24 protein-coding genes are annotated in these 19,985 nt (G+C 55.0%); all 24 read right to left on the bottom strand.

Annotation, left to right across the window (positions count from 1 at the left end):
- Positions 1-4: 4 nt before the first annotated feature.
- The 24 genes from pilP to AC6I79_RS16105 all read right to left on the bottom strand — a co-directional run bounded on the left by pilP (position 5) and on the right by AC6I79_RS16105 (position 19,953).
- On the bottom strand, positions 5-502 hold the full coding sequence (gene pilP, locus AC6I79_RS16220; protein WP_498027406.1) for a type IV pilus biogenesis protein PilP: 498 nt from the start codon (positions 500-502) through the stop codon (positions 5-7).
- Complete coding sequence (pilO2, locus tag AC6I79_RS16215) at positions 489-1,769, bottom strand: type 4b pilus protein PilO2 (protein ID WP_498027405.1); 1,281 nt, start codon at positions 1,767-1,769, stop codon at positions 489-491. Before pilO2 ends, pilP begins: the two co-directional genes overlap by 14 nt.
- 3 nt (positions 1,770-1,772) lie before the next feature.
- On the bottom strand, positions 1,773-3,446 hold the full coding sequence (pilN, locus tag AC6I79_RS16210; RefSeq protein WP_498027404.1) for a PilN family type IVB pilus formation outer membrane protein: 1,674 nt from the start codon (positions 3,444-3,446) through the stop codon (positions 1,773-1,775).
- Positions 3,447-3,465: 19 nt separating this feature from the next.
- Positions 3,466-3,909, bottom strand: a complete 444-nt coding sequence (gene pilM / locus AC6I79_RS16205; protein ID WP_498027403.1) for a type IV pilus biogenesis protein PilM — start codon at positions 3,907-3,909, stop codon at positions 3,466-3,468.
- A 1-nt stretch (position 3,910) separates the two neighbouring features.
- On the bottom strand, positions 3,911-5,209 hold the full coding sequence (pilL2, locus tag AC6I79_RS16200) for a PFGI-1 class ICE element type IV pilus protein PilL2 (protein WP_498027402.1): 1,299 nt from the start codon (positions 5,207-5,209) through the stop codon (positions 3,911-3,913).
- A gap of 269 nt (positions 5,210-5,478) precedes the next feature.
- On the bottom strand, positions 5,479-5,910 hold the full coding sequence (locus tag AC6I79_RS16195; RefSeq protein ID WP_498027401.1) for a DUF29 domain-containing protein: 432 nt from the start codon (positions 5,908-5,910) through the stop codon (positions 5,479-5,481).
- A 181-nt stretch (positions 5,911-6,091) separates the two neighbouring features.
- Positions 6,092-6,403: a hypothetical protein gene (locus AC6I79_RS16190; protein WP_498012725.1), complete on the bottom strand. Its 312-nt coding sequence runs from the start codon at positions 6,401-6,403 to the stop codon at positions 6,092-6,094.
- 348 nt (positions 6,404-6,751) lie between these two features.
- Entirely contained in the window at positions 6,752-7,234 is a 483-nt protein-coding gene (locus AC6I79_RS16185; protein ID WP_498027400.1) for a GNAT family N-acetyltransferase, read from the bottom strand.
- On the bottom strand, positions 7,225-7,509 hold the full coding sequence (locus AC6I79_RS16180; RefSeq protein WP_088515933.1) for a type II toxin-antitoxin system TacA family antitoxin: 285 nt from the start codon (positions 7,507-7,509) through the stop codon (positions 7,225-7,227). The genes AC6I79_RS16185 and AC6I79_RS16180 overlap by 10 nt, the downstream gene beginning before the upstream one ends.
- Positions 7,510-7,652: 143 nt before the next feature.
- Positions 7,653-8,201 carry a single-stranded DNA-binding protein gene (locus AC6I79_RS16175; RefSeq protein WP_498027399.1) on the bottom strand — a complete coding sequence of 183 codons (549 nt, stop codon included), beginning with the start codon at positions 8,199-8,201 and terminating at the stop codon, positions 7,653-7,655.
- Between the two features lie 72 nt (positions 8,202-8,273).
- Complete coding sequence (locus AC6I79_RS16170; protein WP_058770118.1) at positions 8,274-8,765, bottom strand: STY4534 family ICE replication protein; 492 nt, start codon at positions 8,763-8,765, stop codon at positions 8,274-8,276.
- Between the two features lie 630 nt (positions 8,766-9,395).
- On the bottom strand, positions 9,396-11,408 hold the full coding sequence (locus AC6I79_RS16165) for a DNA topoisomerase III (protein WP_498027398.1): 2,013 nt from the start codon (positions 11,406-11,408) through the stop codon (positions 9,396-9,398).
- Between the two features lie 17 nt (positions 11,409-11,425).
- Positions 11,426-12,145: a PFL_4669 family integrating conjugative element protein gene (locus AC6I79_RS16160; RefSeq protein WP_498027397.1), complete on the bottom strand. Its 720-nt coding sequence runs from the start codon at positions 12,143-12,145 to the stop codon at positions 11,426-11,428.
- Between the two features lie 22 nt (positions 12,146-12,167).
- Positions 12,168-12,308, bottom strand: a complete 141-nt coding sequence (locus AC6I79_RS16155; protein WP_498027396.1) for a hypothetical protein — start codon at positions 12,306-12,308, stop codon at positions 12,168-12,170.
- Between the two features lie 64 nt (positions 12,309-12,372).
- Positions 12,373-12,501 (bottom strand): hypothetical protein, encoded by a 129-nt coding sequence (locus tag AC6I79_RS16150; RefSeq protein WP_498027395.1) that lies wholly within the window; start codon positions 12,499-12,501, stop codon positions 12,373-12,375.
- Positions 12,498-12,695, bottom strand: coding sequence for a hypothetical protein (locus tag AC6I79_RS16145; protein ID WP_471808115.1), 198 nt, complete (start codon positions 12,693-12,695; stop codon positions 12,498-12,500). Before AC6I79_RS16145 ends, AC6I79_RS16150 begins: the two co-directional genes overlap by 4 nt.
- Before the next feature lie 60 nt (positions 12,696-12,755).
- Positions 12,756-13,994, bottom strand: coding sequence for an STY4528 family pathogenicity island replication protein (locus AC6I79_RS16140; RefSeq protein WP_498027394.1), 1,239 nt, complete (start codon positions 13,992-13,994; stop codon positions 12,756-12,758).
- Between the two features lie 78 nt (positions 13,995-14,072).
- Positions 14,073-14,303: a ParE family toxin-like protein gene (locus AC6I79_RS16135; RefSeq protein WP_059012802.1), complete on the bottom strand. Its 231-nt coding sequence runs from the start codon at positions 14,301-14,303 to the stop codon at positions 14,073-14,075.
- Positions 14,303-14,902 (bottom strand): DUF2857 domain-containing protein, encoded by a 600-nt coding sequence (locus AC6I79_RS16130; protein WP_498027393.1) that lies wholly within the window; start codon positions 14,900-14,902, stop codon positions 14,303-14,305. The genes AC6I79_RS16135 and AC6I79_RS16130 overlap by 1 nt, the downstream gene beginning before the upstream one ends.
- A gap of 84 nt (positions 14,903-14,986) precedes the next feature.
- On the bottom strand, positions 14,987-15,730 hold the full coding sequence (locus AC6I79_RS16125; RefSeq protein ID WP_222985780.1) for a DUF2786 domain-containing protein: 744 nt from the start codon (positions 15,728-15,730) through the stop codon (positions 14,987-14,989).
- Positions 15,720-15,977, bottom strand: a complete 258-nt coding sequence (locus AC6I79_RS16120) for a TraR/DksA C4-type zinc finger protein (RefSeq protein WP_498027392.1) — start codon at positions 15,975-15,977, stop codon at positions 15,720-15,722. The genes AC6I79_RS16125 and AC6I79_RS16120 overlap by 11 nt, the downstream gene beginning before the upstream one ends.
- Positions 15,970-17,676 carry a ParB family protein gene (locus AC6I79_RS16115; RefSeq protein WP_498027391.1) on the bottom strand — a complete coding sequence of 569 codons (1,707 nt, stop codon included), beginning with the start codon at positions 17,674-17,676 and terminating at the stop codon, positions 15,970-15,972. The genes AC6I79_RS16120 and AC6I79_RS16115 overlap by 8 nt, the downstream gene beginning before the upstream one ends.
- A complete protein-coding gene (gene dnaB-PI, locus AC6I79_RS16110; protein ID WP_498027390.1) occupies positions 17,673-19,040 on the bottom strand; it encodes an SPI-7-type island replicative DNA helicase in 1,368 nt (455 codons plus the stop codon). Before dnaB-PI ends, AC6I79_RS16115 begins: the two co-directional genes overlap by 4 nt.
- Positions 19,030-19,953, bottom strand: a complete 924-nt coding sequence (locus AC6I79_RS16105) for a ParA family protein (RefSeq protein ID WP_498027389.1) — start codon at positions 19,951-19,953, stop codon at positions 19,030-19,032. The genes dnaB-PI and AC6I79_RS16105 overlap by 11 nt, the downstream gene beginning before the upstream one ends.
- Positions 19,954-19,985 lie beyond the last annotated feature (32 nt).

Raw genomic sequence — 19,985 nt, 5'->3', positions numbered from 1 at the left:
GGCCTCAGAAGGAGAGTTCAGAATTGTCGCTGAGGCGCACAAGCGTTGACGTTACCTCAGTGACGCGTTTAGCCGTGCCCGGGATTTGATCGCCTTTTACCACCTCCGTGACCCCGCCGTCAGGCAGGACAATGCGCGCGCGTAACTGATTACCCCGCCCGTAAATTTCCTGCAGTCGAACGCTGCCGGCGCGCTTCTCCGTGCCGGCAGACGCAGTCTGCTGAGAGGGGGCAGGCTGCGCCATAACCGGCATGGCCGGCTGGCTGGCGGTGGTCAGATAATTCCGGTCGGCACCCAGTCCGGACTGACTTTCCCGCAGCTGCTGCTCCAGCCGCGCCGTCTGCACTTTCTGCTCCAGAATCAGATTGCGGGCCTGCGCAGCTTCCAGCTCCCCGAGGGTGACATTCGGCGGCAGCACATCGCCGGCAGCGGCCGCGGGCGCGGGTCCGCAGAGCAAAGCGGACAGAAGCAGCCCAGGCAGGGCGGGATTAATTCTGCGCATAGATGCTCCCCTTCATGGTGTAGTCGAACTGCCCCTGCGGGCTCATGGTGATCGAAAGGCTGCTGAGGCGAAGCCCCGTGGCATCAAAATCCTGCAGCAGTCGCTCGGGCTGCAGACGTGAGCTGACAGAAAAGTTAAATTCCCGCCAGTCCTGTACAGGAGTAATTTTTTCCTCACCCGGCGCGACCGGCGGCGGCTTCACCTCGGTAAATCTGACGTCGAGGTTGCGGCGCTGCAGATGGGATATAAAGCGCATAAGCTGAGCATCAGCACCGGGCAGTGCTTCGTCAGTGAACCCGGTCGGGGGGGTATGGTTAAAGGGAATGAAAACATCACCGTTTTTACCGCCTTCCTGAAGATTAAAGACGGCTGAGTGACCGAACAGCTCGCGGGCGCGGCGGGAGAAATCCTCGACCGTTGCACCCGGAGTGGCAACAAAGCGCAGGCGCAGGCCCTCGGGGACACATTCCCCGTCGGTAAAGCGCCAGCCGGCAACGGATGCGAATACGGGCTCACGCGTGAGCCAGCAGTTGCTTAGCAGCACTGTAACTGGAGGCAGTGAGGCCCACGGGTGCGGTGCGCGTGCGGGTTCAGCCGGCTTTTCTTTCGTCAATGCCATGCGGGCGCGAAACGCTGCCATTGCAGCGGCCTGTTCAGCCTTCTCTGATGCGGCATCGAACCAGTAAACGCCACAGGCCACCGCGAGGGTGACTGCGGCTACCGGGATAATGACCGACAGGGCGGTCACGCGCTTATGAAGCCGGCAGCGTTTTATCTGCGCCCGGCTGAGCCTGTCAGTCAGTGTGCCGGCGTGCAGGTTGTCGTCTGCCATTGCTGCACAGCGTAAACGCGGCGAATCAACATCATTAAAACGCAGGAAGTTTGCCGCCGACTGTTCAATGATGGCGCGGGAGCCGGTCACGTCGCCCATGACTGATAACTGCCCGCCGATAGCCGCGAAAAAGACCCAAGAATCCTCAGTGTGACTCAGGCGGTAAATACCCCAGGCATTTCCGCCCTCGGCCAGCAGGAATGCCACGGCCAGCGCGTGCTGGCTGCGGCGCACGCGCCCCGGGGAAACCAGACCGCGCATAGAAGCATTTCCTCTTCCGGCAGCGGCATAATGCGTATCAGGCGACGCTTTACTGCGAAACCGGGTACTTAACGCATTACGCTGCGGCTCCCAGTGCAGACCTGCCATCCAGTCCCGCCGCTGATGCGTCAAACGGATGCCGGCCCGGAGGCTCATTTTTTTCAGTACTGACATGGTTTACCTCAGCAGAACAGGGGTGATCATGATGACGAGCGTCGTGCGGCCGCGGGAGCCTGTCTGGCCGCCGCCCAGAATGAAGTTGTTTGGCGTAAGGGTGCCCTGTTTGTCTGCAGAAAGGTTCTGCTGTTCCGAACCGGTCAGCACCAGCGTCTGACCAGAGCGCAGATTGACCTTGCGGGCCAGCGCTTCGGTTGACGTTGTGGGCAGATCGTTACGGGTATTGCCGTCAGCGCTGACGAATTTCTCAATCTGCGGCGGGCTGGTATAGCTGAAGGCGAACTGCAGCTGCACGTCACCGTTTTCCTGAATGAACGGCAGCATGGTCATGAACAGGCCGGTGGTAATGGTCGACGTCGTCATTGATGAGGTGACGCCCACGTTTGCCGTTGCGGTTGTGCTGGAACTGGACAGGATGCCTTTCTGGCCCGAGAGCTGATAGGCCACCGGCGTCAGGTTGGCGGTAGGGTCAGTCTGGTTCAGCGCCATGCTGACATTACCCTGCTCGGAAAGGGCTTTGATAAGCAGGCTTGATCCGGAGAATTTAGCCGCATTACCTGTGGCCGTATCGAGGATAGAGATACCGGCGCTGGCGGCTGACGTGGAGGCATTGGCCATTGACCCTGTCAGGCTGGCGCCAAAGTTATGCAGGGATTTATAAACCAGCCCCCAGTCAAGGCCCAGCTGCTCGTTGCGTGTCTGGCTGACGCTGACAATCTGAATATTGAGCTGTACCTGACGGCTCAGGACCTTGTTCTGATATTCGATATAGCGACCGACGCGGTTAAGCACGTCAGGCGTATCGGTCACGCTCAGCGTGCCGGTGGCGGCCGAAAGCCAGAATCGCCCGGATTTCGGGGTCAGCATCTGCTCAACCGTTTTACGAATATCATCGTAAAGGTCGCTGTTCATGCCGTAATCAGTTTTCTGATTAGAGCTGATATCGCCCGTCGTCCCGCCGGTCGTCCCGCCGCCGCTGCCCAGCTGATTGCCTGAACCGGAATTAATCGAGGCGCTGCTGTTAACCTTTGTATTCAAGATAACCAGCTGAAAAGTGCGGGTATCCTGAAGATAGAAATACACGCCGCTGCTGTCACTTCGCCAGGACAGGCCGTATCCGCTGGCTTCAATATCAAGGAGATCGCGGACGTCGCCCTGGAACTTAAGGCCACGCGCGATCATGGTGCTTTGCTGAACAGGCGCGGCCTGCCCTGCAGAAGCGCCGATCTGTGAAAGCGGCACACGACCGTTATCATCGGGTGCAGGTAACGGACCGCTCATCGGGGATGTGACCACACCTCCGGTTGTGACACTGCTAAGCGCTGCATAAGCATCGGGGGTGATCGACACCCGGATGCCACACAGCGCGGTGATGCGCTGACCCAGCTCCGGCAGTGAAATCCCTTCCGGCCGGTTAATCGTTATCTGACAGGAAGGCAGTTTTTTTTCATCCGGCGTGGACACGACCGGTGCAACCGGCTGCAGGTTCACCCAGGGTTTATCAGACCAGACAACGGTAGGCTGAGACAAAGCCTGGCGGCTCTGCAGCACCCGCTGTGCCGTTTCAGCCTGACCTGTGGCCTCCTCATCCATTTTGCTGATTTCACTCAGCGAACATGATGACAGCACAAACGCGGCGGCCAGCGCTGTCAGGCAGAAAGGTAAACGGCGCATCCGCAGCCCCCTGGTGTTGTTAGTTAAGGTAAACAATGCTGCCCTCCGATACGCCGTACGGCAGAGAGAGATTCATATCGGTGCCATCCGCCATGCGCAGACGGCCACCGCTGACGGTCAGGGCCAGCGCCGAGGTCATGGACCTCGCACGCAGCGCGGCAAAAACACCGGCAGTTTCAGGCACCCATATCCAGAGGCGCCCCCCCTGGATAACGGTCTTAATGCGATTGTCCGGGAGCGGCACAATACCTGTCTGAGCAAGTGATACCGGACCATCAGCCACCGTTTTACCGTAGCGCCAGTTATTTACCGCGTCAGCGGTGCGAAGCATGTCGCCGGCAAGCCGATACGGCAGGGTCTGCTGCATTGCAAGCCGGATGTGTTCAGCAGAATGGCGCTGCGCATCACCCGCCATCAGCGAAATGACCAGACAGAACACGAGTATGGGCAGCGCAAACCCCATCTCAGTGACCTCCTCCCGCTGGCGTATCGCTCACGGAAATCAGGCACTGAATACGATTGGCTTCAGCGAAAAGGGGTTTTTCGGCTTTGCGGTAGAGGTCAAAAACCTGAACCATGACCGACTCAAAGTTGCCGTGGAAAACCAGTGGCGCATCGATGCGGTAATCAAGCGTCACGGGCCAGATAACGACCCAGTTGCCGCCATTACTGCACTGTGCTTTCGAAGCCCAGCTGGTCAGCGTCTCTTTCAGGGTCGAACCCGGTTCCGCCCGCCAGGTCTGCCCGACGGGAAGCGCAGCAACTGGCGTACCCGGCGCATAAGGAGATGAGGCCTGGCTGCTGACGGGAGGGGCCGGCGGCAGCGTTGTAACGGGGCGAACCGGTGCCGACGGTGAGGTGCCGTTCACTGTAGTCTGCAGCGCGGCCACCGGGCGCGCTGCGGCAACAGTGGGTTTCTGCGACAGCGCTGTTCTTTGGTCAGGTGCGTTAGTCGCAGCAGGGGAAGACACCGGTTTGCTTTTTACCGGGGCCAACGAAGGGGTTTTCTGTGGTGCCGACAGGTTCGCCGCCGTCAGCACCGGAGACGGAACTGCAGGATTCTGCGGTTTGAGCGACGTTTCCGGGGGGGTGGCCGGTGCATTGACGCTGATGGTGTCACCGGTAAAAGGATTGCGTGAGACGGTATTGCCTTTTCCTGTCACCACCGGGGGCTGAACAGGCTGCGTCACAACCGGACGATTAACATTTACAGCCTGTGGTGCGCGCGAGATCGGCACCGTCTGGGGGAGAGCAAAACTACGAAACTGGTCACGCAGCTCAAAGCAGATTTCACGGTTCACCTCATCCACTTTCAGGCGCCAGGCTGGACCGGCCAGCACCTGCAGGGCTTCGCTCAGTTTCACGGGACCGATATCGCGCTGCACGGCAGGAAGGGGGCGGCTGAGCAGTTCTGAAAATGCTGAAGAAGTGGCTGAGCATAGTGAATAGCCGGATTCCAGCAGGAGATAACGAAATCCTTCTCCCACTGAGTTAACCAGCTGAGCAGGCATAGTGATATCGATTATCTGATTAAGCGGATCGCGCTGCGCATCATCTGGGCGTGTGCTGACGAGCGTGTAACGATCGTAGCGCACCACTTCAGGGGAACGATTTCGGTAAATGTCATCGAAGCGGGCAGGCTGCTGATAACGGCCATTGATTAATGGCGCTGCGTCAGAGGCCGGGTTGCTGCAGCTGGCCAGCATGACAGAGCAGGCAAGCAGTCCGGCTCCCGTTGCCGCGCGTCTTGAAGGTACTGCCATCAGGATTCACCCCAGGAATAGTCTTAGTCAGGAGTGCTATTCTCGCGGTGGAGGAAAAACGGACAATGCGAAACTATGTCTGCGGATTAAAGAATTAAGTTTTGCAAACCGATAACGGCTTTACAGAAATAATCCCCTCCGGGGCAACCCCTTCTGTCCATAAAAGCAAGTTTTACGGACAGAAGGGGTTCTCGATTTCCCCGCTGTTTCAGGTTGCATGGTATAAAAAAAGCGCCCGCAGGTGCTTTATTGTCTGGCATGGTGGTAACTCATACAGGATAAAATTTCTGAGACAGAATTTGTCCCATATCCCAGATACAGTCCTCGGGAAAGACGTCAAGTTGTGTTTCCTGAGTTGCAGAAGATACAGCATCGGCCCATACAGCAGCTATCCAGTCACGATCAGAGAGCGCAGTTTTCAGGCTGGGTGTGCCTTTGATGTGTAATGCCAGTGCTTTTCTGTGTTCTTTGATGGTTCGCTGCCAGCTGGAACCGCGGCGGCCCGGCTGAAACTTCCATATGAGAAGATGCGCCAGCAGAACGGCCATACGCCTTGCAAGTTCCCGTTTCTCGCTTTTGCCCACGTCCTCGATCTCCTCGGCGATATTAGCAACATCAATCTCAGAGAACCGACCGGCACGCAGTAAAGCTGCCTGCTCCTGAGCCCAGGCAACAACATCAGCTTCGTATCGTGTATTCATGGTAGATCTCCAGTGACATTTCTGATTAATGAACATCAATATAGAAGTAAATATCGCCAGAATGAACCGGCGCAATTCAGGTCGTAATTACATGAATCCATAATGAAATATCGTAAATGGCTTTCCGGCACATGCCATAACCGTGTCCGAGGAACGGTATGTCGTCGTCAAAAAAAGCGGTTTAACATTTCACCCAGAAAAAGAGATGAAACAGCGGAAGCAACGTCACCAGAAGATAAGCCAGCCCAACCAAAATCCCAGCTTCATCGTTTTTATACACGCGAGAGATGATTTGATTGAGCGTATAAACTCCGATGTTGACGGCAATGATTGCAGGCCAGCCACCGTGGGGTTTCAGCATCAGGTATGAGCCCCCCGCAGCCAGCATGTAAATCAGCAGGTACAAAATAATGGCTTCAGCGGTACCGAAATAAAAAATATCTGTGACACTGTTAACAGCTCTTTTTAATCCGCTGCACTTAGCATTGTTCATGATAACGCCCATTTTTTAATCATACATTATCAGAATCTGAGTTATTGCAGCTGACCAGCATAACCCAGCCCTCAGCCAGTCTGATTACCGTTGCTACGCGACTTGAAAGTACTGCCATCAGGATTCACCCCATGAATAGTCTTAGCCTGGAGTGCTATTCTCGCGGTGATGAAAAAGCGGGCAATGCGGAACCCTTTCCTGAAACTGAAGAAAAATACTGCAGAGCCGGTACGGGTTAATCAACGGACCTGGCCATTAACTTTAATCAGAAAAGAAAACGCCGGAGAACCGGCGTTGAAAGTAATTTGAAGTCCATGAGTTCAGCTGTTGGATAACAACATGAAACCATCATATTTTGTAGAATAACGTGTTAGCGGCAACCGGTGACTGCACAAAGCCAAAGTAGTCGTAGAACGCTTTAGCCTGCTCGTCAATTGCATGTACCATGATAGCCTTAATGCCGACTTGATCCGCCAGGTTTGAAACGCGTATCACGGCATCATTCAACAACCATTTCCCGAATTTATTGCCCTGAGTAGTTACATCGACTGCAAGACGGCCCAGTAAAACAACCGGTACGGGATCGGGCATATTCTGTCTGAGACTACGACTCAAATCGACATGACTTACCGAGCCGGTCGCGATGGAATAATAACCCACTACACGCATGGTTCCTTCAAGACAGATGACGAAGGTACGGGAGGCATTGAGATGCTGATTTTTCAATGCTCGCCGGCGAAGCCAGTCATCAAGAACCACATTTCCGCTATCGAACAGCTCAAGATCATGCCCCTCTGTCAGTAAAGCAGGCGCAGTGACTTTTATTTCCATTCAGGTTTTACATCCATCAGTCGCTGACGACCTTCAACATTTTGTACAGGGGCTTCGAGCTGCCTGATGAACTCCTGATAACGTTCGTCATCAAGTATGAACACGCGTTGATCCAGAATAATGTTCTGTGCCTCATGCACAGCCCTTTCAATGATGAAATCAGTACGGTTTTTATTCACCAGACTCGCAGCATAATCAATCACTGCGCGCTCTTCATCCGTGGCACGGATATTGATTTGCTTATCACGAACGGATTTACGGAAAGTTGTTTGCATAACTCCTCCTGTTGGTAACAAATTGCTATACGCATATGGTATCCCGAATGGTAGCAAATTGCTATACATAACCATTCAGTAGATGATGAAAAGAAAGCGCCAGACTGAGCTGGCGCATAAGAGGGTATAATTCTGTGATTCCGTTAAGAAATGGCGTAAATGGTTTTGCGGCATATGCCATAACCGTGTCCGAGGAACGGTATGTCATCGTCAAAATCCATTGGTGGCTCATTCGCCGGATTCTGTGGCGCAGACTGAGGCTGCTGAGGTTGCTGAGGCTGGCCCCATGCACTCTGCTGACCTGACTGCGCATTGTTTCCACTGGTGTTGGTACCATTGTTACGGCCTCCGCCCACCATCTGCATCGTTCCGTTCATTCCCACAACGACTTCGGTTGTCCAGCGATCGGTGCCGCTGTTATCCGTCCATTTGCGGGTGCGTAACTGACCTTCGATATACACCTGTGAACCCTTACGCAGGTATTCACCGGCAACTTCAGCCAGCTTGCCAAACAGCACGACGCGATGCCATTCGGTAATTTCCCGGTTTTCACCGGTCTGTTTATCACGCCAGGTTTCAGAAGTGGCCAGGCTTAAGCCGGTCACCGCTTTGCCATCTGGCATGTAACGAACTTCAGGGTCCTGACCGAGATGACCGACCAGAATAACTTTGTTGACGCCGCGTGCGGACATAATGTTTTCCTCTCAGGAATGTGGGGTGAGAAACACGACCACCGGGATGTTCCGGTGGTGTGTCCGTAACGCTTAGAACGAATTCGGATCGTACTCTTTCTGAGCCGATGAGCCGGATTCTGGCGTCTGGGAAGCATTGGGTGCCTGATAGACTACGTCCTGACCTTTCTTGATGAACTCCACCTTGATCAGGCGGGCCTTCAGGGAAGGACGGCTTTCACCGGCATGATCACCCGACTGAAGGGTAAACACATCGGCTTTGAGTCCGCTTAGCACGAAGCCAATCAGCACTTTTTCTTCTTCATCAACGGCTTTTTGACAGCGATTAATGAGTTTGGTGGTGTCCGCGCCAGCGACCGTAACATCGAAGCGGGTATAGGACGCATTATCAGTAGGGCCGGTCAGGGCATTAATAACGGCGCAGGTGAATTCGCCGTTGGGTCCCTGAACACGACGTATCGAATTGAGATATCCGATGCCGCTGACGTTGAGGTTGAAAAACTCTTTTTTCTGATTAGCAGAAGCAGAGCTGTTTGAAGCAGGGGTATTGGTAGTTGCAGTCATGATGGTTTCTCCGGAGTAAAAACTAAACAGGTTGCGGAGAAACATCTGTCCCTTACGGGAAGTGTTTCCCGCAGGGATGTCAGCAAGGATTGCCGACTGGCTGAATTGGTGAAATGGACCTCAACTCATAAAGAGTTCCTGTTCTCAGAGGTTAACAGGTTTAAAACCGCCCGAAAGCGCCATCTCTCAGGTTGTGATGGCATTGGCACGTGATTACCCGAAGGCGTTCCTCTCAAATCACCGGAACATTGGCAGTTGTCGGAACGACAACGATTAGCCTCTTTATCATTCATTCAGACGCCGCGGATGTCAACGTCGCAGCATGCAAAAAATCATCAGCACATAAAATTAAAAAAGCGGCACCCTGCGGCACCGCCTTCTGAGGTCTGCACCATCGACCTGAGGTTAACCTGCTTTCGCAGTCGCTCCGCAGGCTGAAAGGGCCCGGCACGGGTTTCACGGAGTTTTCGTGCCTTACCGGCTCCCGTTCAGGTGTGGACAGGGCCGGTCAGACTGTATTCCGTCAGCACATGCATTAGATGCTGACGAAACCCGCAGTCACGGGGTGCGGCTTCAGAGCCGGTGCCACAATAGCAAAGCCCCTGACGGCCCGCAATCGGAGACGACGGATTAATTCTTCTTTGATTCAGCAGACTTAGGTTTCCGGGAACGCTTCTTTTTGCTGCCGCTGATGTTTATGACGCCTTTGCACCCGGGATAGCGCTGGCAGCTCCAGAACTCCCCCTTCTCTCCTTTGCGCAGGCGGGTTTTCCCTCCGCACATCGGGCAGACAGGCGTGGGCGGAACCCGGATACGGACCTGCTGCTGAGCCCCGTGGCTGACCAGGTTGCGCGTCCAGCCGGCCTGGCGCTGCAGAAAGTCGTCCAGCGACATACGGCCGGCGGCAACTTCATCCAGCGCCTGCTCCCAGAGCGCGGTCATGCCCGGCTCGGTCAGTTGGGGAGGCAGGGCATCGATCACGTCGGTTCCCAGTTCGGTCGCCATGATTTTGCTGCCTTTGCGCACAATAAAACGCCGGTTCAGCAGCTGCTCAACGATGCCTGCGCGGGTGGCTTCGGTGCCGAGCCCCGCATTGTCTTTAAGCACTTTACGCAGCGCAACGTCCGTAACAAAAGCGGCCGCATTCATCATGGCGCCAATCAGGGTGGCAAACGTATAGTGTGCCGGCGGGCGGGTCATCAGCTGCGCCACCTCAGCACCGGTCACCGCGCAGCGGTCATTGCGGCTGAGCGGCGGCAGGGTAGCAGCTGCTTCATCGTCCTCATCAATATTACTGTCCTGATCTTTTTCAAACAGGACCTTCCAGCCCTTTATCACCTCCGTTCGTCCGGAGCTGCGGAACAGCTGCCCGCCAATGTCGAACTGCAGCCGTGTGATATCGGACTCATGCAGTGGCAGGAACTGCGCCAGGTAGTTACGGCGAATGAGCAGATAGACGTTACGCTCCACCTCCGACAGCGCGGACAACTGAAACGCATTGCGCGTGGGGATAATGCCGTGGTGTGCCGTTATTTTTTTGTCGTTCCAGATGCGCGAGACAAATTCCCTGTCGAGGCCTGCCAGCACCGGTGCACATTCCGGGTCGGTACGGCCAATGGCATCAAGCACACCGGAAATCTCTTCCCGCATGGATTCTGGCAGGTAACCGCAGTCGGTGCGGGGGTAAGTGGTGGCCTTGTGCTTTTCATACAGGCTCTGCGCGGTATCAAGCACCTGCTGGGGTGACATATCCCACATCCTGCCACAGGCCTGCTGCAGGGTGCCTAGCGAAAAAGCCAGCGGCGCGGCGGATTTTTCGCGCTTAGTGTCACATTCTGTCACCACTGCGTGCCCCGTCTGACGGCAGAGCTGAGCCACCTGCTGCGCGATGTCCTGGTGAACACAGCGCTTTTCTTCGTCGGTATACACCTTCGCCGGCACCCACTGCGCCGGAAAGGTGATGCCGCCGGCCGAAATAATCGCTTTAACCTGCCAGTAAGGCCTGGGCACGAAAGAGGCGATTTCCCGGTCCCGGCGAACAACCAGCGCCAGCGTCGGCGTCTGCACACGACCTACAGAGACAACGCCATCGAAGCCTGCCTCGGCTGCACGCAGGGTATAAAGACGGGAGAGGTTCATGCCTATCAGCCAGTCGGCCCGGGCTCGCCCGAGACCGGCGTGATACATCCCGAGCGTGGCGAGCCCGGGGCGAAGGTCCTTAAGTGCTGCGCGGATGCTGATTTCATCCAGAGCGGAGAGCCAGAGCCGCTGCACCGGGCCTTCCCAGCGGCAGTAATCCAGCAGCTCGCGCGCGATGACTTCACCCTCACGATCAGCATCAGTGGCAATCACCACGTCGTCAACCTGACGCAGCAGCCGCTCAATGACTTTAAACTGATCCTGCGTCTCCTTCTTAACAACGACCTGCCATGGGGCCGGCAGGATGGGAAGCGCAGAGAGCGACCAGGGCTTACCATACTGCTGACCATAGGCCTCCGGCGGGGCGGTTTCCAGCAGGTGGCCTACGGCCCAGGTGACGGTGACGCCACTGCCTGACAGAAAACCATCGCCGCGACGGGTGGCCCCTACAACCTCTGCCAGGTCGCGCCCCTGAGAGGGCTTTTCACAGATATAAAGGCGCATAGCCAGCCTCCTGTGAGTCAGACTGCCTGATAACGCATGCGCAGCAAATTTACGCTCGCTTCATTCACCGGCGGTGAAAAGGCAGAACGCTTCACCCCCAGCAAAACAGCGCGATCGGGCTCTCCAGCTTCCTCACAGGCCTTCTGCCAGACTTCATTATTTTCAACAGCATCAAGACGGTTTGCTCCTTTTTTACGATACCGCAGAACACATCCATAAATTTCACGTAACAGTCTGCTGCCATCACCCAGAAGTTCATAACGCTGCTTACGCGATATGACACCATAGTGAGCCGCCTGCAGGACTTTTTTGGCAAACTGATCGAAACCCATTAACAGGAAAACACAGCGATAGCCCAGCGGTGTCCCGCTGAATACCGTCAGGTCGAGAGTTTCTGCGGCCTGTGCATCACTGATCGTGACACCTGCAGGAACAAAGCTCATTTGTTTGTCCAGCGCATCAATCAGTTTGCTCATTTCATTACTGGCGTATTCGATTTTTTCTTCCAGTTCCAGCATTGCTGCATCCGCCCAGGGGTCATTCATTAATGAATCTCTGTTAATCAGAGTTGCGCGATGAAGGAACTGAGGCATTCCCATAATAGGTTGTTTGCCTTTTTTACCATCCTCAGGCTTTTCTCTTTTGCGACCTTCCCATAGGCCGATAGCGTAATTAGTATGCAGCTCTATATGAAGTTCTGACTGGAGAGCACCAGCCCTTTTGTGTTTCTCTGCCATCGTTGTCGTCACCTGCATTCAGTTAAGAAGAGCTGGCATAATCCTGAATCAGATGCCTCACCAACAATGTGAAACTCATAACGCCAATGAAGAAATTAACATCTGGTTGTTTTTTGTTCTTGTTGCGCCCCGCAACAAGGTTATTTTTTAACCACTCACTCACTTTATCTGTTCCTGTTGCAGGTTTTTACCGTTCACAAGTTCTACTACAGCGCAGTGTATATTTTTTAGCCTTGTTGCGCCCCGCAACAAGGTCGCTTTTTAATCAACCCTGCATTGACCACGTCCATTGGCGAATAGTTTTGCCACATCGCTGCATTGAGCGATTTGTTCCAGCCGCTCGTTGCAGCTTTCATTGCTGAGTGCTGGCCTCCGGTGCTGTTGTCAGCGCCGCGAGGGCTATTTGCAACAATTCCAGGTATGCTTTGCCGGAACGGTCAGCGGGGTTGCTAGCCACATATATTTCTGCGGCATAGATGTATCCTTTAGCCCAGTCAATCAGAGAATCTCCACGCTCATCAGTCAGCATCGTCATGATGTGATTAGTCATGATTGGCTCCTGTTATTTGTTGCGGCGCTTCGAGCGCGCTCAGTGATTTGGGTACGGTAATTACGTTTTGCTGTTTACGTTTCTACGAATGGCGGCAATCATTTCCCTGACTTCCTCTTGCGACGGGCGGTTGGCAGGCTGAACAGGCAGGCTGGCTGCGGGTACAGTACGCGTGCTGGTTGTCCGGGGATTGTTGCTGCCGGAACTGCCATGTACTGCGGCTTCCTGCAAATTCAGCTCACCGCAACGGGCACGTCGCAGCATCGTGAACAACCAGCCAACAGGGTTATTAAGCCTGCCAAGTCGCAGTTGTTCGCGCAGCATGTCAGCCAGCGCCTTTGCTACCGCTTCCGGCAGTGAGGCCATCTGGGTGGTGAGCATCTGCCGATCCTCGCTGTTCAGCCCGTTAACAAAATCGTCAGGCAGGAAATGCTCTCCACCCGGTACGTACGTTTTTTTATTCACACTCTGTGTGAAAGAACGTACGTTACAGTCCGGATTTCGGACTCCGGTGTAAGTGCTTGATTTCAGCCTGAGTCCGGATTCCGGACTCAGTGTTTTATCCATTAATGAGTTACTGAGTCCGTTTTCCGGACTCAGTGGATCTGAATGGTTTTTTGCGCTTTTCTGACTGAGTCCGGAATCCGGACTGCGGGTCACAGCCTGGCGATGGCGGACCATCTGCTGAGGCGTGGACGGCGCGCTCAGGCGGCTTTCGATAAGGGCAAGGCGACTGTGACGGTGACGCATCCCGGGGTCCTGCAGAATGTCATTCACCACGGCCAGCGCGGTCATCCGGACCGCTTTATTACGATTCTGGCAGCTCTCTTCAACAAGCGTCAGCCAGCCCGGGTCAAAGGTTTCGGCGTCACGGTAACCCAGCGGCTCATCATGCTGCGCATAGATATTGCCCCTCACACGGCCACGGTCATCGCGCACCCGCTTACACAGACTGAGCCAGCCGGTCAGGCGCAGCATCAGCAGAACGCGGCTCACCGTATCGCGTGAGGCTTTTTCGGAATGCGCGGAGGCCAGCTGAACCTGCAGCTCGTCATAGGTCGGAAAGATGGCTCCCTCATTCTGCTGCGCATAAAGCCTGATCATCACCCAGGCGGTTTTATCCAGCGGTGACAGGCGCGTATCAAGAAACAGCCTGCGCGGGAACGCATCGTGCACGTTTCCCATAAACAGCAGCCCGCTGCGCTCCTGGCTTACATCGCCGTTATCAGCGCGCCGCTCAAGATTCTGCTGCATTCTGCCAAGCGTATGCGCCACGATACTGTCGGCGGGAATGGTCATTTTATGCTCTCCTCTTCTGCCTGAGACAGCACTGTGCCGGGATAAACCCGGCACAGTGTGGTCATCAGCGGCAATCCTTTACCGGCGTATTTCACGGTTGTATGTCTCATGATCCATCAGCCACCACTGCCGGCCACCGTCCTTGCTCAGGATGCGCCAGAACGGTCCTACATCTATCTTGAGATATCCGTTCATGGTCAGCCGGCGGAACACTTTCTGGCCGCAGCAAAGTGCATGAAATAACTTTTGCGCCCGGCGGCGTACCGCCGGGGAAACCTGCTGACGAGGAGAAAAATCTTCCAGTTCCATCACGCCTCCTTGCGAGCGATTGACTCGGTCCGACGTAATGACGTGTTTGCCTCGCGGCACCACTGACAAACCCGACTCCAAACGGCGGTAAGAGACAGGCCATGTTGCTCGGCAGTGAGCATCATCGCTTCCAGCGCCTGATGGGAATCTGGTGAAGTCAGGCCTGAGGCTTTCCACTCGGTCCAGAGCGCTGCATCCTGCGGCTCCGTCAGGCCCTGAGTACGCCCCTGACGCGACTCAATACCCATGAGTCGGCGCCGGGCACTGACCTCCGCAGGTGAAAGACCGAAATATTTGTCTATCAGCTCCATAGAGCCGCCCAGTTCAAGCGCGCGATCGATCATCAGCATGCGCTTGAGTTCATTCCGAGCCTGATTCAGCATCAGCCAGAAATTTTCGTGGTTCAGACGGATATCAAGAACGGAAACGTGCGACTGGCTGAGGTAGTGCAGTTCATCAAGGCTGAGCTGACTCAGTGCACGTATCTCCTCTACTGACATACCAAGCGACTCGCAGCGACGTATATTTCCATTCTTAATGTCCATAAGAAGGGATGAGAGAATGGCCGTGGTGGCCTGGGAAAGATTAATCTGGCTCACAGGCCACCTCCTGATAACGTCTGATCAGCAACAAGCAGAACATCAAAGATCCAGCCCGACAGGCAGGCACACCATAAAAGAACATCAGTCATGAGAGCCTCCCCCTGCTGAAATCTGCCGGGGTGCCTGTGCGCCACCGAGGCCATGATGAAGGTCGGCATCCCGGCCGGCGAGAAAACCGGCCATCCGGGCCGCGCTGTCACCGCGACAGCTTCCCGCCTCACGAACAGTCACGTCGGCCAGTGCGTCTCCGGCATGTCGCTTTGTCAGCCAGCGCTGAAGTACGGTATTTTCCTCCTCAGAGGGCGCAAATGAACGCAGTACCTGCCAGACGCCGGATACCCAGCCCTCCCTGAACTGGTCTGCACGACGACGGCGCGTACGCAGCAGCATCCGACGGGTACGATACTGTTCCATGTGCGTTTCAGACGCGACGCGCAGCTGGCGCTGCAGAACTGTATAGATGTAGAGCGCCACCTCGGGTCGTTCGCTGAAGCCATAAAAGTGAAGTGAACGGCGAACGCTGCTGGTTCCCTGTGAACTGACATGAACATGCCAGCCAAACCAGCAGCGACATCCTGTGGCCATGCAGACCACTGTTGCCAGAGAGCTCAGCCAGGCTGGCACCTTATCTGCATTACTGGTCAGGCTCAGGCAGACTGACTCGGTGATGCCACTGAGAGAAAGCATGTCTGGCGTCATACCATGACGCTGCATAAGCCGCTGGGCCAGTGCCACCGCACGGGCGGCTTCATGAGGGTTACTGTTGCGCGTGCCCAGCGCCATCAGGCGGCGGATACGGGCTGTGACTTTTGCGTTATCCGACATAGCGCATCCCCCTGCTCCCGGCAGCACGGTGACGGTCCTGTTTCTCTTTCACATCCTGACAGCCGGCACAGAGCTCCACGCCCGGCACAGCCTGCTGGCGAGCGACCGGCATGTCCGCTCCGCAGCATTCGCAGAACACTTTTGACGGTTTCACTGAGTGCACCTGCGCCCGGATTGCATCGATGCCGCGCTGGGTGAACAGAGCCGTACTGGCCTGCGCCATTTCATCGTTCAGGTCATCAGACATTTTCCCCTCCTTTTGCAGACTGTCGCTGCAGCTCACGCAGACGGCGGAGAACGCGGATAAGGCGCAGGGTTTTTACCACCGTAATATCGTCGAATACGGCCGTGTCAGATGGTGACTGAGAGCCGAAGAAATTCAGGCAGAACAGGAACATATTGAACTGCCTGTTGGGGAGCGCGCCGGACAGGCCTGCCAGGAAGAGGACAAATTCGCTGCCGGTTTCGGAGACGGCAAAGCCTGCTGACTGAGGGTGTTTATCCTCCCGCACGTTGTCCGCACAGCCCATCGCCTCGGCAATCTCGAAGACAAGCCGGTAGGCCATATCCTGCAGATGCTCAATATCATCCTGGAGTGCCGGGATGTGCCAGATATCGCTGACGGGCTCAAGCCCGGTTGCAGCGAAGGCGACCGAACTGACGGGCGCGGCCTGGGACTCACTCTCCTCGCCAAATGCGGACATCAGCGTGCCCGGGCTGAAATCAGGAAGAGAAATGCTGTCCGAGCCAGCCGTTTCGCCGGTAATGACTGGTCGTCCGCCGAACAGATCATCCTGTACTTCGCGACGCGGTTCACTGCCGGCGGTTACCAGTGCGTTCACAGGCAGTTCAGCGCCCGCGGGCAGTTCCGGAGCCGGCTCGGGACGACCTGGTGTGGTCAGGGTGCCACTGCGCAGCCCCGTGACCGGCGTTTCGGAGCTGGTATCCGGAGGCAGGACAGTGACCTGAGATGCCGTGGATTCCCGGCCTGCCGCTCTTTCCGGCGGAGGCGTCATTGCCGGCAGCGGTGGCGGCTCACCAAACTGCTCACGGCGCTTCTGCTCGCGGGGGTCAAGCTCAATCAGCCAGCGATCATAATTCAGGCTTGGATGCGGAAGAGCCTTAATCAACTGGCCGATAAATTCATCTCTGAATACATCAAGCGCATAGCTGTCTGGTTCGTCAAAAACCCTGCATGTTGAGCCAAATACTTCATCCAGAGTAGCGGCAGGTTTAACGTCACCGCTAAATGATTTCCAAACTTTCATGGCAGAAGAGCGGAGGCTCAGGAGCGGCGTTACCTGACCACGGCTCATCCCGCTTTCAAGGAGGTTTGGCATATGGGGATACAGATAATTGAGGGTATCCTCCATCCGGCTCACGCTCGAATAATCAATAGGGTAACCTTCCTGTCCGAGCAGGTCAGAAAGTTCCCGCAGCGTAACAGCACGCCCTAGTTGCTCTTCGTAAATCACGCGGGCCTTATGCACACCAAAGGCTTTTTCGATGTAAGTCAGATCTCCCCTGACTTCATTTTCTGCAAGGTGACCAACCAGGCATTTAAGCCTGCCTGGCCACGGCTTGAAAATAGTGTGTATGCGATAGAAACGTTCATCGCCGCTTTCCTGCCATAACTCACAGAGAATCTGATATCGGGTGTTGCCGCCGTCGCTGAAGATGTAAACTTCTTCCCCCTGAGGGTCGCGGGTCACTTTAGGAATGGAATCCAGCCCGCGAGCACGCACGGAGGCTTTGATTTCTTCATAACGTGGATTGCGGCCTTTACGGGGGTTGTCCGGATTCGGGCGCAGCTGGTCCAGTGTCAGTACCATTGCCATTTCGCTGACCGGCAATGTAGCGGCATCCATTGGGTCAGTGACCTGAGAAGGCGATTTACCCCGTTGCAGCATGGCAGCACCGATGTTCAGGTTACGAACGTTACTCATGCTGCTGTCCTCCCTGCGCTGGCCGTCAGGTCAGAAAATCGGGTGAAACGACCTTCATATTGCAGGCGAATTGTGCCTGTAGGCCCCTGGCGTTGTTTGCTGATGATGATTTCAGCGACGCCTTTATCATCCGTGTTTTCGTGGTAGACCTCATCGCGGTAGATAAAAACGATGACGTCAGCGTCCTGTTCAAGAGCCCCGGAATCGCGAAGATCACCATTATTCGGACGTTTATCTGCGCGGCTCTCAAGCTGTCGGTTAAGTTGTGACAGCGCAACAACAGGGCAGTCCATTTCTTTGGCCAGCGCTTTCAGGGAACGCGATATTTCTGCAATTTCCTGCGTGCGGTTTTCCTGATCCGGGCAGCGCATCAGCTGCAGGTAATCAAGTCCGATAATCGATGGATGACCATAGCGCCGTGCGTTGCGTCTGGCGCGAATACGAAGCATCGCGGGCGTCAGTGAACCGGTGTCATCAATGATGAGGCGATCTTTGAGGTCCCCTGTTAACAGCCCATAAGCGTTTGACGCGCGCGCCCAGTCTTCATCATCCATCAACCCACTCTTGAGGTGGGTCAGGTCTATGCTGCCCAGTGAAGCAACCATGCGCATCAGGATCTGTTCTGTTGGCTGTTCAAGACTGTAAAACTGCCCGTTTGACTCCTTTTTTTTCATCAAGGAATTAATCAGCAAACTTATCAGCAACGCCGTTTTACCCATCGATGGACGTGCCGCTATAAGCACTAAGTCGCCAGCCTGAAGACCGCTGGTCATGGCATCGAAGTCTTCAAAACCTGTAGGCGTACCGGTAATACCGTCAGGGACATTGCATCGGCGCTCCAGCTCAACCAGCAGCTTTTCCATACCATCAATGAGAGTGACTGCCTGTTCAGGTTCAGTTCGCTCGGCAAGTCGGGTGATTTTCTGCTCGGCAATTTCCATTACCCTTTCAATATCAGCACCCGGTTTTTTTACCGATTCAGTGATTTCTGTACCAATTGCGGCTAACTGACGACCCTGACTGTATTTTTCCACTATTTCACAGTACGCAACGATGTTTGCCGCGCTGGGCGTATTCTTAGCGAGCTCTGCCAGGTAGGCAAAGCCACCGAGCTGGTCAAGGGCATCTTTACCACGGCTTTCAATACTTTCAGCCAGCGTCACGAGGTCTATGGGCCTGCCGGCCGCCACCAGACGCGTCATTTCCTGAAAGATGGCTTTATGAACCTTATGGAAGAAATCATTGGCGCTGAGGCGGATTGCCACTTCATCCCAGCGATCGTTATCCAGCATCAGGCCACCGATGACAGACTGTTCAGCATCAAGAGAAAACAGACCGGGGATATTTCTGCGATTAGAGGTCATCTTTACGCTCCCCTTCTGCAGCAAGCTCGTCAAACTTCTCTTTCCATTCGGGGAAAAGTTCGCATGCAAGGTTGTGCATGGAATCAAAGGCCGAATCACTTTTACGGCTGGTTTTCTTCTCGAGCCTGTGAACTGGCTGCCCTGCTGCATGACCATGTTTATAGATATCCAGGTCATAGATCCTGGTCTGAAGCATCTCAATAACTATTTTGTCCGAATGCTGACTGTAATCCCCGCCTGAAATGATGGCTTCAGCATGCTCAACGGTGGTTTTTGCCAGCACCGTATAATCCATACAGTTAACCAGCATGCGTATCTGCGGGAGTTTGATACCAAAGGCCAGATAAGGAAGGAGCTCTTCCATAAGAGCAACTGTGCCGCGCATGAATTCGCGGACATCGGGCAGAACGGGCTTTACCATGCCGATCATTTCACCGGTAGCGGCAAGAATAATCAGTTCCGACATCACCGAACGTGAACCCTGTGAATCTATCAGGATGACGTCATACTGGCTGAATACTGGATTTGCCAGCGCATTCCGCAGGCGCACGCGTCCGTCAGCAACATTGAGCATGTAGGTAGGTAAAAGGTTGCGGGGATCATTGGAGACAATGACATCCAGATTATCGATCTCGGTGCGGGAAATTATGTTTTCTGGCCGTGAGAGGTCTGCAGTCTGCATGAGCAGCTCATAGAGACCGCAAGGCGCTTCATATGCTAAGGGGTAGATACTGCTGGCAGTTGGTTGAGCGTGATCCCCGTCGATAATGAGGGTTTTGATGCCCGCATCGGCGAGAAAACCGCCGAGATTTGCGGCCTGGGTTGATTTACCCTCGCCACCTTTAGTTGAAACAACTGGAATCACTTTCGGCCTAGTACCAAGTGATTTGTAATTATCTGATTTTAAATGCATTTATAACACCTGAAGTTTATTCAGGTGAGATA

The organism is gamma proteobacterium symbiont of Scutellera amethystina (assembly GCF_059730845.1).
The sequence above is the reverse complement of the archived record's forward strand: the minus strand, read 5'-3'. Positions and strand labels throughout refer to the sequence as shown.